The sequence below is a fragment of the Pseudomonas sp. LBUM1661 genome (assembly GCF_059695925.1).
The window spans coordinates 5,782,350-5,797,959 of the sequence record NZ_CP166794.1 but is presented as its reverse complement, the minus strand read 5'-3'; the positions used below and the strand labels follow the sequence as shown (position 1 = coordinate 5,797,959).

At 61.1% G+C, this 15,610-nt stretch carries 15 protein-coding genes and 1 pseudogene; 8 read left to right on the top strand and 8 right to left on the bottom strand.

From position 1 onward, the window contains the following. Nucleotides 1-3 precede the first annotated feature (3 nt). A complete protein-coding gene (locus tag ACA057_RS26595) occupies nucleotides 4-408 on the bottom strand; it encodes a serine kinase/phosphatase (RefSeq protein ID WP_497343649.1) in 405 nt (134 codons plus the stop codon). A gap of 169 nt (nucleotides 409-577) precedes the next feature. Here ACA057_RS26595 and can point away from each other — a divergent pair, with 169 nt between their 5' ends. After that, nucleotides 578-1,222: a carbonate dehydratase gene (gene can, locus ACA057_RS26590; RefSeq protein WP_497343647.1), complete on the top strand. Its 645-nt coding sequence runs from the start codon at nucleotides 578-580 to the stop codon at nucleotides 1,220-1,222. Nucleotides 1,223-1,228: 6 nt separating this feature from the next. On the opposite strand, the gene ACA057_RS26585 is transcribed toward can, so the two are convergent. From ACA057_RS26585 to ACA057_RS26570, 4 genes are all read right to left on the bottom strand, one after another. Further along, on the bottom strand, nucleotides 1,229-1,753 hold the full coding sequence (locus tag ACA057_RS26585) for an SET domain-containing protein-lysine N-methyltransferase (RefSeq protein WP_497343645.1): 525 nt from the start codon (nucleotides 1,751-1,753) through the stop codon (nucleotides 1,229-1,231). 181 nt (nucleotides 1,754-1,934) lie between these two features. Beyond that, nucleotides 1,935-3,107 carry a hypothetical protein gene (locus ACA057_RS26580; RefSeq protein ID WP_497343643.1) on the bottom strand — a complete coding sequence of 391 codons (1,173 nt, stop codon included), beginning with the start codon at nucleotides 3,105-3,107 and terminating at the stop codon, nucleotides 1,935-1,937. A 116-nt stretch (nucleotides 3,108-3,223) separates the two neighbouring features. Beyond that, entirely contained in the window at nucleotides 3,224-4,924 is a 1,701-nt protein-coding gene (locus tag ACA057_RS26575; RefSeq protein ID WP_497343641.1) for an acid phosphatase, read from the bottom strand. A gap of 163 nt (nucleotides 4,925-5,087) precedes the next feature. After that, the gene (locus ACA057_RS26570; RefSeq protein ID WP_497343639.1) at nucleotides 5,088-6,506 is read right to left on the bottom strand and encodes a short-chain fatty acid transporter; all 1,419 of its coding nucleotides are present in this window, start codon (nucleotides 6,504-6,506) and stop codon (nucleotides 5,088-5,090) included. A 203-nt stretch (nucleotides 6,507-6,709) separates the two neighbouring features. Here ACA057_RS26570 and ACA057_RS26565 point away from each other — a divergent pair, with 203 nt between their 5' ends. From ACA057_RS26565 to ACA057_RS26550, 4 genes and pseudogenes are all read left to right on the top strand, one after another. Further along, nucleotides 6,710-8,023 carry an MFS transporter gene (locus ACA057_RS26565; RefSeq protein ID WP_497343637.1) on the top strand — a complete coding sequence of 438 codons (1,314 nt, stop codon included), beginning with the start codon at nucleotides 6,710-6,712 and terminating at the stop codon, nucleotides 8,021-8,023. Nucleotides 8,024-8,116: 93 nt separating this feature from the next. Next, a pseudogene (locus ACA057_RS26560) lies at nucleotides 8,117-8,881 on the top strand (PAS domain-containing protein); the annotation flags it as partial. Then, entirely contained in the window at nucleotides 8,861-9,469 is a 609-nt protein-coding gene (locus ACA057_RS26555) for a methyl-accepting chemotaxis protein (protein ID WP_401360681.1), read from the top strand. The pseudogene ACA057_RS26560 and the gene ACA057_RS26555, both read left to right, overlap by 21 nt. A 55-nt stretch (nucleotides 9,470-9,524) precedes the next feature. Further along, nucleotides 9,525-10,124 carry a flavin reductase family protein gene (locus tag ACA057_RS26550; protein WP_497343635.1) on the top strand — a complete coding sequence of 200 codons (600 nt, stop codon included), beginning with the start codon at nucleotides 9,525-9,527 and terminating at the stop codon, nucleotides 10,122-10,124. Nucleotides 10,125-10,136: 12 nt separating this feature from the next. Here the strand turns inward: ACA057_RS26550 and ACA057_RS26545 are convergent, their stop codons facing one another. Both ACA057_RS26545 and ACA057_RS26540 read right to left on the bottom strand, forming a co-directional pair. Then, a complete protein-coding gene (locus ACA057_RS26545) occupies nucleotides 10,137-10,505 on the bottom strand; it encodes a cupin domain-containing protein (protein WP_497343633.1) in 369 nt (122 codons plus the stop codon). Nucleotides 10,506-10,581: 76 nt separating this feature from the next. After that, nucleotides 10,582-11,391 (bottom strand): AraC family transcriptional regulator, encoded by an 810-nt coding sequence (locus ACA057_RS26540; protein ID WP_497343631.1) that lies wholly within the window; start codon nucleotides 11,389-11,391, stop codon nucleotides 10,582-10,584. Nucleotides 11,392-11,542: 151 nt separating this feature from the next. Between ACA057_RS26540 and ACA057_RS26535 the strand changes: the two genes are divergently transcribed. Genes ACA057_RS26535 through ACA057_RS26525 form a run of 3 tightly spaced genes read left to right on the top strand, consistent with a single transcriptional unit; the run spans nucleotide 11,543 to nucleotide 13,502 of the window. After that, the gene (locus tag ACA057_RS26535) at nucleotides 11,543-12,184 is read left to right on the top strand and encodes a LysE family translocator (protein ID WP_497343629.1); all 642 of its coding nucleotides are present in this window, start codon (nucleotides 11,543-11,545) and stop codon (nucleotides 12,182-12,184) included. A gap of 46 nt (nucleotides 12,185-12,230) precedes the next feature. Next, complete coding sequence (gene ddlA, locus ACA057_RS26530; RefSeq protein ID WP_497343627.1) at nucleotides 12,231-13,325, top strand: D-alanine--D-alanine ligase; 1,095 nt, start codon at nucleotides 12,231-12,233, stop codon at nucleotides 13,323-13,325. A gap of 24 nt (nucleotides 13,326-13,349) precedes the next feature. Beyond that, nucleotides 13,350-13,502 carry a hypothetical protein gene (locus tag ACA057_RS26525; protein WP_497343625.1) on the top strand — a complete coding sequence of 51 codons (153 nt, stop codon included), beginning with the start codon at nucleotides 13,350-13,352 and terminating at the stop codon, nucleotides 13,500-13,502. A 225-nt stretch (nucleotides 13,503-13,727) separates the two neighbouring features. Here ACA057_RS26525 and ggt read toward each other — a convergent pair whose 3' ends face one another. Next, complete coding sequence (gene ggt / locus ACA057_RS26520; RefSeq protein ID WP_497343623.1) at nucleotides 13,728-15,560, bottom strand: gamma-glutamyltransferase; 1,833 nt, start codon at nucleotides 15,558-15,560, stop codon at nucleotides 13,728-13,730. Nucleotides 15,561-15,610: the final 50 nt, after the last annotated feature.

Below are 15,610 nucleotides of genomic sequence, written 5' to 3'. Positions count from 1 at the left end.
GAATCAACGATTACCGTCCATCGGATCCCGCTGCGCCATTTCTTCCTCATCCAGCCCATTGCCCCCGCCGATATCGTCTTCATCGACGATACTCAGGTCCCAATCGGCCTGCCCACCTTTACCTGCCTCATGGGCGTCCCGCGCGCCGTCTTCACGAATGAGGGTTTCCGGGCTCATGTCGTCGTCGGTAGACTCATGGTCATCGGTCGAGCCTCCGGTCATGCCGGCTTCACGTACTCGCCCCTTGGGCATCAGCCGTTCACGCTCGGTTTCCGGTAGTTCGTCGCCGATTTTGGCGCTGGGTTCTTCCTCGTCGAAATCCAGCACATGCACCGAACCCATGCGGTCTTCATTGTCATCGATGGACTGGGGTTGCACCGCATCGAAAGGACGTCGTGAATCAGTCATGGCAATTCCTCATACTGTGGGCCTTACTAGGGTGGACCCACAGGGCCCACAAGAATTCAGCCGGCATGGAAAACCGGGCCGACGTTAAGTGCATCAGGGCATCTCGCACGTGACCCCGACGGGCGGTTGTCTGTCATAAAGCAGCGCATCAATCTCGAGGCTTCACAGCATGAACGAATTACAAGATCTGATTGATAACAACGAACGCTGGGCTGAAGCGATCAAGCAGGAAGATCCGGACTTCTTCTCCAAGCTGGCCCGCCAACAGACACCGGAATACCTGTGGATCGGCTGTTCCGATGCCCGCGTGCCGGCCAACGAAATCGTTGGCATGCTGCCGGGCGATCTGTTTGTGCACCGCAACGTGGCCAACGTGGTGCTGCACACTGACCTGAACTGCCTGTCAGTGATTCAGTACGCGGTCGACGTGCTCAAGGTCAAACACATCCTCGTCACCGGCCACTATGGCTGCGGCGGCGTACGCGCTTCGATGCAGGACCGCCAGTTGGGCCTGATTGACGGCTGGTTGCGCTCCATTCGTGATCTTTATTACGAAAAGCGCGAAGAACTGGCCGCGTTGCCCACCGAAGAAGAGCGGGTCGATCGCCTCTGCGAACTCAACGTGATCCAGCAAGTCGCTAATGTCGGGCACACCAGCATTGTGCAAAACGCCTGGCATCGCGGGCAGAAACTGTCGATTCACGGTTGTATCTACGGCATCAAGGACGGTCGCTGGAAAAGCCTGAACGCGACCATCAGTGGCTTCGAGCAATTGCCGCCGCAGTACCGCCTGCGTCCGGTCGAGGCGTTGTAACGCCTTTCAGCACAGACTTCGCCGACGCCAGTGTTGCAAAAACAACTGGCCGTCGGCGTTTGGCGGTTCATCGTAGCCGGTGATCCAGCCACGGCAGTCGTAGGCGCCGCACTGGCAGGCGAACTGACGTCGCAGTTTGTCTTCAGTGGCAGCGTAATCCATCGTCAGCCGGTCACCTTTTTTGATGTCCTTCAGCGCCCACAGCCACAGCTCGCTCATGTCGAGAAATATGTTTGGGTCACAGGCGTGACGCAGCAGCCCGCAGAAACGCGGGTCGTAGACATGGATGCCCGGCGCCAGTTGCCGGGAATGCTGGCAGCGATAAGGCAGCAGATGCCCCGACGCCCGGCAGATTCGGCTGATCCGCGGGAATTCGCGCAGTGCCGCAACGGCCACTGCTTTGCCCTTGGTGTTGCAGATGATTTCGAAGTCGTCCCTGGAGGGGAATCCAAGGCGAACGGGAAGCTCGGCAAAGGGATAAATGCCATCGGGTGGCTGCGCAAAAGTCCCATGCAGGGTTTGGGGTTTCATAACGATCCTTGTCGGTTTGGGTGCTGCGACTTCCGTCAGCCGACGCTCCTGTCGGCCCTGCAACACATGGGTACGTCTCAAGCCTCTCGCAAATGGAACAGCCGGTCTACTGTCATAACTGACAGGGGAAAAGTGCGCGTTCCCGCGTCAGCCATGGCGTACGCGGGAAGGGCGCACCCGTTTACAGGTGCGGATCGAGGGTCGCAGTCACAGGCGCCGGGGCCATGAGTTGTTTGAGCTGGGATTTGATCGGCGGCGTCGCGCACTTCGCCACCGCCTGGTCGGGCGTCAGGTTGCGGATCGAGGTGTAGAACAGTTCGCAGGTTTTTTCTTTCTGCGTCACTTGCCAGGTCTGGGTGCAGCTTTTTAGCTGAACTTGAGGGTTGGTGCCCGGCTTGCTGCCCATGCCGGCCTGCCAGCACGCGGCGCTCAAATCCTGCCCCATGACTTTCAGGCCTGCGGCGTCGGCCTTGGCCTGTGCATCTTCACCGGTGTAGGTCGCGGGGTCGGCGGCGTACCAGATGTAGCTTGGGTGGTTGGAACCCAGTACCGGCACGTTCACCCCTTCACTCGGACTGATCGTGGCCAGGCCCAGTACGTTCACGGTCGCCCCGTATTGCTGTTTGATCCAGTTACGCACCGGTGCGCCGAAGGCGACCATCGGTAACGCGGCGCCGCTGGCATTCTGGCTGACGTCCTTGACCATGGTGGTCTGGTAGTCCTTGAAGTAGTCGTAGACGCCTTCCAGATCCTTGCCGGCGCTGGACGGCGCGGCAATCGGTGCGATGTCGATGATGGTCTGGTAGCCCGGCGTCTGGTCTGCCGGGATGCCGTTGTCGGTGAGCAGCGTGGCCCAACGGTCCGTGGTGGCAGACCTCAGGTAATCCTGCGCCTGGGTCAACGAGTAATCCGGCGGGAAGTGCAGCAGCTCAACACTTTTTCGGTTTTCCAGCGCCATGCCCAATGGCAGGAACAGATACCAGCTGTAGGCCCACTTGCCATCGGCATTCAACTTGCTGGCACCGGTGTAGGCCAGATCGCCGGCATCGAGCAGCGCCGCCAGTGGTTTTTGATAGCCCTCGGGCACGCCGCTGATTTCGGCGTAGAGCTGATCGTTATCGGTTTTCACCAGCACCTTCGCCGCACTGTAGCCATCGCGTTGCACGCTTTGTGTCAGGTAATGCTCGACCGTCTGTTCCAGCGTCCAGTTGCGAAAGCAGATCACGTCGCAGTTGTTGGGGTAGGCGAACAGGCGCGTGACACGTTCGGTGCTGCCCAGCTTCAGGTCGACGTCGGCGTGAGCGGAGACGCTCAGGGTGAGGGCGGCGAGGGTGAGTCCTGCGAGTTTGAACATGCTCAGATCCTTTTCAGCGTGATATAGAAAAAGATCACAGCCTGCGGCAGTTCCTACAGAGAAACGTTATCGCTGTAGGCGTTGCCGCAGATTGCGATCTTTTGATCTTGAATCAATCAGCTCGGAAAGTGCAGCGCATTGGTCAAATCCCCCATTGGCATTTGGCCACGGGCAATCATCGATTCATCGCGCAGTTTGATCCCGTCGAGTGTCTCCAGTTGAAAGACGCGAGTGATCAGCCGCAGGATCGAGGCCGTGTCGTAGACCTTGTGATCTACCGTGCCCTTGCGCGAAAACGGGGAAATGACCAACGCCGGGATGCGCGTCCCCGGGCCCCAGCGATCGCCTTTGGGCGGGGCCACGTGGTCCCACCAGCCGCCGTTTTCATCGACCGTGATCACCACCACCATGTTTTTCCATTGCGGGCTTTGCTGCAAAACCTTCAGGGCGCGGACGATATGCCGGTCGCCCGACGCCACGTCCGCGTAACCCGCGTGCATGTTCAAGTTGCCCTGGGGTTTGTAGAACGTCACCGCTGGCAGCTTGCCGGCTTCAGCGTCAGCCAAAAATTTGTTGGTGCTCGACTCATCGCCCAAGCCGCCATCGCGCAGGCGCTTGCTGCGTTCCGCCGGGTTCTCCGGGCCTTGGCGTTTGAAGTAGTTGAACGGCTGATGGTGGTACTGGAAATTCGGGATTTTCGGAATGGCGCCCGAATCCTTGTACTCATCGATCGTGGCTTGCCAGGCGCCGCCGTACCAGGCCCAGTCGACGTTTTTCTTCGAGAGTTTGTCGCCGATATGTTCGTGCGTCTGTGGGACCAGCACGCTGGGCAAGTCGGCCTTGGCGTAGTCCGGGCGCTCGGGGTCGCGGATCCAGGTCGGCCAATACGGTGGCGCCATGGTGTTCACGGCATAGCCGTCGGGCGTCAGCAGGCTCGGGCCGAATTGCGGTGGGCCGGTCATCGCGCTGGCGGGCGACTGGGCCAAAGGCTTGAGGCGCGTGTCGGACGGATCATCGCTTTGCAGTGTGGCGATCTGTGACTTGGCCACCGAGTTGGCGGCATCCGGGTAAAACGGCACTTGCGCACTGATCAGGTATTGATGGTTCAGGTACGAACCGCCGAAAGCGCCCTGGAAAAAGTTATCGCACAGGACGAATTCCTTGGCGACATCCCACAAGCGCAGCGAGTAGCGGGTCTGGGCGTAATGGCCGAGCGTCAGGGCGCCGGAATCGGCCCACGCCACAAACTGGTCGTTTTTGCCGCCGTTGATCTGCATCTGGTTTTGATAGAACACATGCCACAGGTCGCGCGTCACCAGGCTCAGGGGCAAGTCTTCGCCTTGCGGCCCTTTGAGGGCGAACGGGGCATTGGGCAGGTGTTCCTGAAACTGCGTACCGCTGGGATACATCACACCGTCGAGGGTTTGCGGCCCGACCTGGTTCACGCCACCCCATACCGGCGGCAGGCCCGACAGCACGCTGCCGTCGCGGTCGCGTTGCAGATACTGCTCGGGCTTGATCGCGGACAGCGGGTTTTCGATGCCGGGGAAATCGGCAAACAGATTATTGAAGCTGCGGTTTTCGCCGTAGATCACCACGACGTTTTTCACCTGCTCGTGCAGGGCTTTGTCCAGTTCGGTGGGCGTCAGTGGTCGTTCGAGCGGTTTTCCCGGTTCATCGCCATGGGTGCCGCAAGCGCTTAAGGTCGCGCCGACACCCAATACCGCCACACCACCAAGGAATCGGCGACGGCTGGTATCAATGGGTTGATCGGCTTCGGGGGAGGGGATGTCGCTTCCATCGTTCTCGTCGTTCATTCCGACTCCTGTCTTGTGAAGTTGTTGCAATATATTTCTGCGGGACGCTAGCAGCGCAATATGACAGAAGGGTTATAGCAACAGTTCGCAATACAACAAGCGCCGAATGTGGGAGCGAGCAAGCCCGCTCCCACAGTGGTTTTGGGTGTTTTTGAGATCGGGGTTACGGCATCACCGGCGCCGTATACGTCAGCGTCGTCCCCAATGCCCACAGCAGGAACAACACCAGCGGCGTGTGCACCAGCAGTTGCACGAACGAGAAGCCGATCAAGTCCCGTGCCTTCAACCCCAGTACGCCCAGCAGCGGCAGCATGTAGAACGGGTTGATCAGGTTCGGCAGGGCTTCGGCGGCGTTGTAGATCTGCACGGCCCAACCCAGGTGGTAGTTCAGGTCGGTGGCCACTTGCATCACGTACGGTGCTTCGATGATCCACTTGCCGCCACCGGACGGGATGAAGAAGCCGAGGATCGCCGAGTACACACCCATCAACAACGCGTAGGTGTCGTGGGACGCGATTTGTACGAAAAAGGTCGAGATGTGGTGAGCCAACGTTTGAGCGTCAGTGCCTTTGACGGTGGTCATCAACGCAGCGATCGAGCCGTACAACGGGAACTGGATCAATACGCCGGTGGTGGTCGGCACCGCACGGCTCACCGCGTCGAGGAAGCTGCGCGGGCGCCAGTGCAGCAGGGCGCCGAGCATGATGAACAGGAAGTTGTAGGTGTTCAGCCCGGAAATCGCGCTGATCGCCGGTTTGGTCGAGAACTCGTGGAACAGCCATCCGGCGGCCAGCAACACCAGCAGAATCGTCAGCAGCGGGCTGTGTTCCAGCCATTCGCCGGGACGGGTGCGCGGTTGCAGCGGGGGCAGGTTGAAACTCGGGTCGACGCCGCAGGCCTGGGCATCACGCGCCGTCGTCGGGCCGGGCGCAGTGGCGTAGGCAATGATCAGCGAGATCACGATCAGCGCCAGCAACATCACACCGGACTGCCAGAGAAAGATCGTTTGAGTGAACGGAATCACCCCGGTGATCGACAGGATCGACGGCGGCAGACTGGCCGGGTTGGCCTGCAACTGCGCAGCCGATGACGACAGGCCCAGGGCCCACACCGCACCGAGACCCAGATACGCCGCAGCACCCGCGGCGCGGTAGTCCATTTTCAGATCGACACGACGGGCGAGGGCGCGCACCAGCAAGCCGCCAAACACCAGCGACAATCCCCAGTTCAGCAGCGACGCGACCATCGAGATCAACGCCACCCACGCCACGGCGGAGCGGCCGTTTTTCGGGATCCGCGCCAGACGGTCGATCAGTTTCACCGCCGGCGGCGAGCTGGCAACTACATATCCGCCGATCACCACGAAAGCCATCTGCATGGTAAACGGGATCAAGCTCCAGAAACCGTCACCGAAGGCCATGGCGGCATCGGTGGGTTTGGCGCCCATGACCATCGTGGCTACAGCGACAATAATCACCGCCAGCGCGGCAAACACCCAGGAATCGGGGAACCAGCGTTCGGCAAAGCTCGAGCAGCGCAGGGCAAAGCGGGCGGAGCGGGTATCTTCGATAACAGCGGCCACGGGAATACCTCGAATTTTTATGTTTGTTGTGGTCTTCAGGGCCGCAGAGGCCCGTCTGGACAGGTGCCAACAGTAAATCAATCGCTCTTTTTTTTGTGACGAAGTTTTACCAGTCTGAGACTTTGGTCTAACGGGTTGTCCGTGGGCGCGTTTGCGTAGACCATGGGCGCCTTGGTTTTTTGCCTATGCCAGAGTTCTTTTTCATGACTGCCAATACCGATTCGCGCCCGGCGCCGTTCAGCCGCTCGGACTACAAGACCCTTGGCCTTGCGGCGTTGGGCGGCGCGCTGGAAATCTACGACTTCATCATTTTCGTATTTTTCGCGCTGACCCTCAGCCAGCTGTTTTTCCCACCGGAAATGCCCGAATGGCTGCGATTGCTGCAAAGTTTCGGGATCTTCGCCACCGGTTACCTGGCGCGGCCCTTGGGCGGGATCCTGATGGCGCATTTCGCTGACAAGTTGGGGCGCAAGAAGGTTTTCAGCCTGAGCATCCTGATGATGGCGCTGCCGTGCCTGCTGATCGGCATCATGCCGACCTACGCGCAGATCGGCTATTTCGCACCGCTGCTGCTGTTGGCCCTGCGCATCCTCCAGGGCGCGGCGGTCGGAGGTGAAGTGCCGAGCGCCTGGGTGTTCGTTGCCGAGCACGCGCCAGTCGGCCATCGCGGTTATGCCCTCGGTTTCCTGCAGGCGGGGCTGACCTTTGGCTATTTGATCGGCGCGTTGACGGCGACGTTTCTGGCGCAGGCGTTCACCCCGGCGGAGATCCTCGATTACGCCTGGCGCTACCCGTTTCTGCTGGGCGGCGTGTTCGGTGTGATTGGTGTCTGGCTGCGGCGCTGGCTCAGCGAAACGCCGGTGTTCATGGCCATGCAGGCCCGTCGCGATGAGGCGGTCGAACTGCCACTGCGCACGGTCTTGCGTGAACACCGTCTGGCCATGCTGCCGGCGATGATCCTCACCTGTGTGCTGACCTCGGCGGTGGTGGTGTTCGTGGTCATCACCCCGACCATGATGCAGAAAACCTTCGGCATGACCGCCAGCCACACCTTTGCCTTGAGTGCCTTGGGCATCGTTTTCCTGAACATTGGTTGCGTACTCGCCGGGTTGCTGGTCGACCGCATCGGCGCGTGGCGCACCGTGATGCTCTATAGCCTGCTGCTGCCGCTGGGCATCGGCGTGCTTTATACCTGCCTGATCATCGGCGGCAGCTGGATCGGCCTGGCGTACGCGGTGGCTGGCCTCTGTTGCGGCGTGGTCGGCGCGGTGCCGTCGGTGATGGTCAGCCTGTTTCCGGCGCGGATTCGCGTCTCGGGGATTTCCTTCACCTACAACATTGCCTACGCGGCCTGGGCGAGTGTCACACCGCTGCTGTTGATCGGCCTGATGCCGTGGAGCCCATGGATCTGCGTGATTTTCAGTGCCGTGATGGGCGCGGTGGGGATCAGCAGCGCCGCGTATTTCGGCACACGGATGCCGAGCGTCGGCAGTTGCTCGGCGGCGGGTGCGGTGTGATTGAAGAACGCGGCAGGCGATGCGCCACTATTTTTGTAGGACAACCCTGAACCACGCTTCAGAAAATGCCAGAAAGGCCGATGGATAAGCTGCATGCCGCTTTCTATCTCTGTCCATCGGTACCTTCCCATGTTCAACAAACGCTTGAAGCAGGAGCTCTCGGCTCTTCGCGAAGAACTTTCCAGCCTTCAGCAAGTGAAGGACAGTCTGGAAAGCGAGATGCTGGTCCTGACCCTTGATGCCGATGGGCGTGTGCAATCGGTCAACCAGAACTTCCTCGGCGAGATGCTTTACAAGAGCAACGACCTGATCGGCCGGCACATCGAAGACATCGTCCCGGCCCTGGTCAAATCCGACGAATTTCACCAACGCTTCAAGGCTGCGCTGACCCGTGGCGAGCACTTCGCCGGTACCGTGCGCCTGTTGCGTGGCAATGGCCAGGAAGCCTGGCTGCGCTCGATCGTGCAGCCGGTGCGCGGCGCAAATGGCCGCATCATGCATTTCTCGATTTACTCCAGCGACCTGACCCGCACCATCGAGGCGTCCCGTGAACATGAAAACCTGATCGGTGCGCTGGTGCGCTCGACGGCGGTGATCGAGTTCGATCTGAATGGCAACGTGCTGGCGGCCAACGACCGTTTCCTCAGCGGCATGGGTTACAGCCTGGCGCAGATCAAGGGCAAACATCACCGCACCTTTTGTGAGCCAGAGGAATTCAACAGCGCCGAGTATCAGAACTTCTGGCGCCGCCTCAACGCCGGCGAGTTTGTCGCTGGGCGTTTCAAACGCGTCGACAGCCACGGCCGTGTTGTGTGGCTGGAGGCGTCCTACAACCCGGTGACCGACGCCAACAACAAACTCTACAAAGTGGTGAAATTCGCCACGGTGATCACCGATCAGGTCAATCAGGAACGGGCGGTCGCCGAAGCGGCCAACATTGCCTACAGCACCTCACAACAAACCGACAGCAGTGCTCAGCGCGGTAATGCCGTGGTGACGCAGGCGGTTAACGTGATGCGTGACCTGGCCAGGCATATGCAAACCGCCGGCGAAGGCATCGAAGCCTTGAACGAGCAGTCGCTGGTGATCGGCACCATCGTCAAAACCATCAGCGGCATTGCCGAACAGACCAACCTGTTGGCGCTCAACGCCGCCATTGAAGCGGCTCGGGCCGGTGAACAAGGTCGAGGTTTTGCCGTGGTGGCGGACGAGGTCCGGCAACTGGCGTCGCGCACCAGCCAGGCCACGGATGAAATTGTCGGTGTGGTGCGTCAGAACCAGGACATGGCCCGCAACGCCGTGGCCCTGATGACCGATGGCAAACTCCAGGCTGAACAAGGCCTGGCGTTGGCGGCGGAGGCCGGCACGGTGATCGTCGAGATCCAGGACGGTGCGCAGAAAGTGGTGAACGCGGTCGGGCAGTTTGCCAATCAGTTGGCGACTTGATTCCACCCGGGCGGATATCGCTACAATCGGCGTTTTCTCCCAGGAGCAGACCGCCATGAGCCTTTCCCACCGCCGCCCGGTTCCGTTGTCCAAGGCCTATCGTCTGCTCAATCACGGCCCGACTGTGCTGGTCAGCGCCACGCATGACGGCCAGCGCAACATCATGGCCGCTGCCTGGGCCATGCCGCTGGATTTCGAACCGCCGAAAATCGCCGTGGTGCTCGACAAGTCCACCTGGACCCGGCAACTGCTGGAGGCCTCGGGCACCTTCGTACTGAACGTGCCCTGCGCCGCCCAGGCCGATATCGTCCAGACCGTTGGCTCGATCTCCGGCCTGGAATTGACCCAGGGCCAAGGCCAGGACAAGTTCCAGGTCTATGGCTTGCCAACCTTCAGCGGCGAATTGATCGATGCGCCGATGCTCGAAGGCTGCGTCGCCTGGCTGGAATGCCGGCTGCTGCCGGAACCCAACAACCACCAGCAATACGATCTGTTCCTGGCCGAAGTGATTGCCGCCCAGGCGGACGAACGCGTGTTCAGCGACGGTCGCTGGCATTTCGAGGGGCATGACGCGTTGCGTACTTTGCACCACGTGGCGGGCGGGCATTTCCTGAAAATTGGCGACCCGGTGGACGGCAAGTCGTTGCAGCCCTGAACCGGCTGCTTTCTACACCCAGACGTCATTCTGCGCGGTGCGTTCGCCACCTTCATTGCCGGTGTTCAGCACGCCTTTTGGCTCGATCAGCAGCAGTTTTACCTCGTGTTCGGCGAACGGTTTGTGCTCGACACCCTTTGACACCACGTACATTTCGCCCGCGTTGACCAACACGTGGCCATCGCGGAAGTCGATGCGCAACTGCCCTTCGAGGACGATGAAGGTTTCGTCGGTATCGAGGTGGTCGTGCCAGATGAAATCCCCCAGCAGCTTCACCACCTTGAACTGGTAGTCGTTCATTTCGGCGATGACCCGAGGCGTCCAGTGCGAGTCGATCCGGGCGATTTTTTCAGCGAAATTCAGGCTTTTGTAAGCGTTCATGAAGCGGTTCTCGTGGTTGATCGTCAATCCACGATAGCCAGCGCATGGGTGTGTTTCTTGTACGATTGTGCGTGGCTCAGCGGCGGTGCATTTTCATCCAGCGGGCCGGCGTCAGGCCGTAGGTTTTGCTGAATTGCCGGGTCATGTGGCTCTGATCGGTGAACCCGGCAATCAACGCGGCGCTGACCAGTGACTGGCCCTGAATCAGCAGCGAACGGACCAGGTCCAGGCGGCGCATGGTCAGGTATCGATACGGGCTGGTGCCGAACAACAGGCGAAAATCCCGCGACAGGCTCCAGCGATCCCGACCGCTGTGATGCGCCAGTTCGTCCAGGGTCACGGTGCGGTCCAGGGCGCTGTGGATGTATTCCCGCGCGCGTTCGGCGGCCACGTAGTCGAAACTCGGGCGCGTCGCCGTCGCCCCGGAAACCGTGCTCAAGGCCTGCGCCAGATCGAACAGCGCATCCTGCTCTTCCAGTGGATCGAGGGGGCCATCCAGGCTTCGCAACAGCACGTCGGTGGCGGCGAACAAACGCGGGTCGGTCGACAGCCCTGTCTTGATAAACGGCAGCGGCTGCCCGCCGAGCATTTGCTGGATCAGCGCCGGCTGGATGTACATCATTCGGTACTGAAACCCGCTCTCGGTGCCGGCCTCGCCATCGTGGGCTTCGTCCGGGTGCAGCACCATGGTCCCGCCGGGCAGGCTGTGGCGCCAGCTGCCGCGGTACTGAAAACTCTGCACACCGGCCAGGGTTCGGCCGATGGCGTACGTGTCGTGGCGATGCAGGTCGTAGCCGTGGCCGGCAAAAAAAGCCTCGAAACGCTGCAGCCCGCCGATGTCGGGCGCGCGGTGGAACCAGTCGATGGGAGGTGCGTACTTGGCCATGGTGTTGCTGTCTTGAGCTCGATGCAGAACACGTTAACCCAGTGATTCCCGTCTGTCTGCTGTCCGATCGAACCCCCCGGCCGGTAGAAAAAACCGGACTAATGTTGCAAGGTGTTGGATCTTCTCCCGAGCCACGAAGGCGACCCACAGTATGGATATGTTCCCTCTAAGCTACGCCGCTCCCTTATTGTCATTGGCGCTGTTGTGGACGGTTGCGGTGGTGACGCCGGGGCCGAATTTTTTCAACATTGCACAATTGGCGGCCAGCCAATCCAAGCGTCACGGCGTAGTGGCCGCGCTGGGTGTGGCGACCGGCACAGTGCTTTGGGGGCTTGCGGGCGGGCTGGGAATCAAGTCGCTGTTCAGCGCGGCGCCGACGCTCTACCTGAGTTTCAAGATTGCCGGTGGGTGTTACCTGATCTATCTGGGGTTGAAGCAATTCAAGCGCAAACCAGCGTTGGTAGCGGGTGATAGCGGCTCGGTGGGCGGAGCGGGGCGCACGTTGTTGTCGGTGTATGGCCAGGGCTTCCTGGGCAACATGACCAACCCCAAATCCGCACTGTTCGTCGCGACAATCTTCGCGACGGCCATGCCCGTTTCTGTGCCGCCGATGTTGCTGGCGCTGGCGGTGCTGACCATGGCGACCTTGTCCTTCAGTTGGTATTGCAGCGTGGCGCTGCTGTTTTCCAGCCGTCGGGTTGCGGGGGGTTACGAGCGCTCGCGAAAATGGCTGGATCGCTTTGCCGGCAGTTGCTACCTGCTGTTCGGTGCACATCTGGTGGCCAGTCGCTGAGTGGCGGCAGGTCACTTCTTTCTCTGATCAACATTGAGGCCTGGTAATGAGCAAGCTGCGTGTGGGGATTATTTTTGGCGGGCGTTCGGCTGAGCACGAAGTGTCGCTGCAATCGGCGAAGAACATCGTCGACGCGCTGGATCGCTCGCGCTTCGAACCGGTGCTGATCGGTATCGACAAGCAGGGCCACTGGCACCTCAACGACCCGTCGAACTTCCTGCTCAACCAGGAAAACCCGGCGCTGATCGCCCTCAACCAGTCCAACCGCGAACTGGCCGTCGTGCCGGGCAAGGCCAGTCAACAATTGGTGGAAACCTCCGGTCAGGAACTGCTGGGCCACGTCGATGTGATCTTCCCTATTGTCCACGGCACCCTGGGGGAAGACGGTTGCCTGCAAGGCCTGCTGCGCATGGCCGATTTGCCGTTTGTCGGCTCCGATCTGCTCGGTTCGGCTGTCTGCATGGATAAGGACATCAGCAAACGCCTGCTGCGAGATGCCGGGCTGGCCGTCACGCCGTTCGTGACGCTGACCCGTGCCTCGGCGGCGCGGACCGGATTCGCCGAGGTGAAAGCCAGACTCGGTCTGCCGCTGTTCATCAAACCGGCAAACCAGGGTTCTTCCGTGGGCGTGAGCAAGGCGACCGACGAAGCTGAATACACGGCAGCGGTTGAACTGGCCCTGGGGTTCGATGAGAAAGTGCTGGTCGAATCCGCCGTCAGCGGCCGCGAGATCGAATGCGCGGTGCTCGGCAACGAGGACGCCATCGCCAGCGGCTGTGGCGAAATCGTGGTGCGCAGCGGGTTCTATTCCTACGAGAGCAAGTACATCGACGATAAGGCTGCTGAAGTGGTGGTCCCGGCCGACATCAGCGTCGAAGCCAGCGAACGCATTCGTGCCTTGGCCGTCGAGGCCTTTCAATTGCTAGGCTGCTCCGGACTGGCGCGGGTCGATGTGTTCCTGACCGACAGCGGCGAAGTGTTGATCAACGAAATCAATTCGCTGCCAGGCTTCACCCGTATCAGCATGTACCCCAAGCTCTGGCAGGCCGCCGGCATGACTTACAGCGAACTGGTCAGCCGCTTGATCGAGCTGGCGCTGGAGAAACACAAGGCACGGCAGGCGCTGAAGATCTCGCGCTAGGTTGAATATCCGAGGTGACGGCTGGTGAACGCTGAAATGGTGATCCAGCTCGACGGCGGCACCGAGATTTATTCGATCGTGACCCATGAGGCTGTTACGGAACCGGGCCTGGCGCCGGGTGTGAGCGCGATGGCGGTGAGCAAGGCGTCGCCTATTATTTTGGGTGTGCCGGCTTGAGTTGAGGTTTATCGACTGTGGCCCACCGCGATCAGTTAAGCCATTACGCGACCTGTAGCAGCTGGCGAAGCCTGCGTCCGGCTGCGCAGCAGTCGTAAACCCTGAGTGCGCGGTAGTACTGACGAACCGCACCGCCTGACTTTACGACTGCTGCGCAGCCGGACGCAGGCTTCGCCAGCTGCTACACGATATGCATTGCTACTGAAATTCGCTTCTACATACTTCTCAATCCCCCAACGCTTCCCCCTCGCGCCGCGGATCTGCTCCACCTGCCAACGAAGCCTTCCCCTGCGCATCCTTGACGCGAACAATCGCCTGGGTCCCGCTGGTCATGTCGATCTCGTTCACGTTGTGCCCTTTGTCTTTCAGCGCCTGAATCAGCGCCGGGCTGAATTGCCCTTGTTCCAGTTCGGTCGGGCCGTTGCGGCTGCCGAAGTTGGGCAGGTTGATCGCGGTTTGCGCGTCGAGGTTCCAGTCGAGCAGGCCGAGGGTGGTTTTGGCGACGTATTCAATAATCTGCGAACCGCCGGGGGAACCGAGGGTGGCGAGGAATTCGCCGCTCTGGCGGTCGAAGATCAGGGTGGGCGCCATGGACGAGCGTGGGCGTTTGCCGGGTTCGACGCGGTTGGCGACTTTTTGCCCGTTCTCTTCGGGGATGAACGAAAAGTCGGTCATCTGGTTGTTGAGGAAAAAGCCCTGGACCATCAGGTGGGAGCCGAACGCCGATTCCACGGTGGTGGTCATCGACACGGCGCCGCCTTCGTCATCGACCGCCACCACTTGCGATGTGGAGATGCGCAGTGGCGAGCGGTCCGGCGCGTAGGCGACCTGAATGCCCGGCGGGGTCCCGGGGTTGGCCGTGCCCATGCTGCGATCACCGATCAGGGCGGCGCGGCTGGCCAGGTAGGACGGGTCCATTAGGCCGTTGACGGGGACAGGCACGAAGTCGGTGTCGGCCACGTATTGCGCGCGGTCGGCGTAAGCCAGGCGTTCGGCCTCGGAGATCAGGTGCACGGCTTCAGGCGCCGGTTCGATGCCCGCCGGTGTGTGGGTTTTGAGCGGTTTCAACGGCGCCAGGGCAAAGCGTTGATCGCGCGTCTCCAGCGCTTGCAGGGTACCGAGAATCTGCGCCACGGCGATCCCGCCCGAGGACGGTGGCGGCATGCCGCACACCTGCCAGCGTTTGTAATCAGTGCACAGCGGCGCGCGTTCCTTGGCGCTGTAGCCTTTGAGGTCGTTCAGCGACAGGCTGCCGGGGTTGGCGTGGCCCTGAACCCGGCTGACGATTTCTTGGGCGATAGGACCTTTGTACAGCGCGTCCGGCCCTTCCTTGGCGATGCGTTTCAACGCGCCAGCCAGTGCCGGGTTTTTCAGTGGGGTGCCGGCCGCTTTCGGGCTGCCATCGGCATTCAGGAAATACGCGACCATCTCCGGCGAACGCTGCAGGGACGAATCTGCAGCGATCAACCGGTGCAGGCGCGGCGAGATGGCGAAGCCTTGTTCCGCGAGCTTGATGGCCGGCTCGAACAGTGTTGCCCACGGCAGGCGACCGTGTTTTTGATGGGCCAGTTCAAGCGCTCGCAATACGCCCGGCGTGCCCACCGAGCGTCCACCGATCTGCGCTTGAGTGAACCGCATCGGTTGGCCATCGGCTTGCAGGAACAGCTTCTCGGTGGCGCCGGCCGGTGCGGTTTCGCGCCCGTCGTACGTGCGTACCGTCTTGCCATCCCAGAGCACGATCAACGCGCCACCGCCAATGCCCGAGGATTGCGGCTCGACCAGGGTCAGCACGGCCTGCATCGCAATCGCGGCATCAATCGCCGAGCCACCCTGGCGCAGCATCTCCCGCCCGGCTTCGGCCGCCAGCGGGTTGGCGGCTGCCGCCATGTGTTTCGCCGCGTGCCGGGTCTGCAAGTCGGTGCGGTAACCCGAGGCGGCTTCCGGCGCGACCGGCAACGTCGAAGAGGGCGGGGCAGTGCACGCTGCGAGGGTCAATGCGGCAGCGATCAGCGACAGGGCTGACCGGCGATAGCGGCTCAAGTGGAAGGCTGAGAACACGCGGGGCACTCCATCCGTGGGAAAAGATCCTCGGACTTTATCGGCCGACA

Bases quoted from the DNA above. Each gene is read 5' to 3' on its own strand.
- ddlA (WP_497343627.1), top strand. From the start codon at position 12,231: ATGAGCAAGCTGCGTGTGGGGATTATTTTTGGCGGGCGTTCGGCTGAG.
- ACA057_RS26540 (WP_497343631.1), bottom strand. From the start codon at position 11,391: ATGGCCAAGTACGCACCTCCCATCGACTGGTTCCACCGCGCGCCCGAC.
- ACA057_RS26565 (WP_497343637.1), top strand. From the start codon at position 6,710: ATGACTGCCAATACCGATTCGCGCCCGGCGCCGTTCAGCCGCTCGGAC.
- ACA057_RS26545 (WP_497343633.1), bottom strand. From the start codon at position 10,505: ATGAACGCTTACAAAAGCCTGAATTTCGCTGAAAAAATCGCCCGGATC.
- can (WP_497343647.1), top strand. From the start codon at position 578: ATGAACGAATTACAAGATCTGATTGATAACAACGAACGCTGGGCTGAA.
- ACA057_RS26585 (WP_497343645.1), bottom strand. From the start codon at position 1,753: ATGAAACCCCAAACCCTGCATGGGACTTTTGCGCAGCCACCCGATGGC.
- ACA057_RS26580 (WP_497343643.1), bottom strand. From the start codon at position 3,107: ATGTTCAAACTCGCAGGACTCACCCTCGCCGCCCTCACCCTGAGCGTC.
- ACA057_RS26550 (WP_497343635.1), top strand. From the start codon at position 9,525: ATGAGCCTTTCCCACCGCCGCCCGGTTCCGTTGTCCAAGGCCTATCGT.
- ACA057_RS26595 (WP_497343649.1), bottom strand. From the start codon at position 408: ATGACTGATTCACGACGTCCTTTCGATGCGGTGCAACCCCAGTCCATC.
- ACA057_RS26575 (WP_497343641.1), bottom strand. From the start codon at position 4,924: ATGAACGACGAGAACGATGGAAGCGACATCCCCTCCCCCGAAGCCGAT.
- ACA057_RS26535 (WP_497343629.1), top strand. From the start codon at position 11,543: ATGGATATGTTCCCTCTAAGCTACGCCGCTCCCTTATTGTCATTGGCG.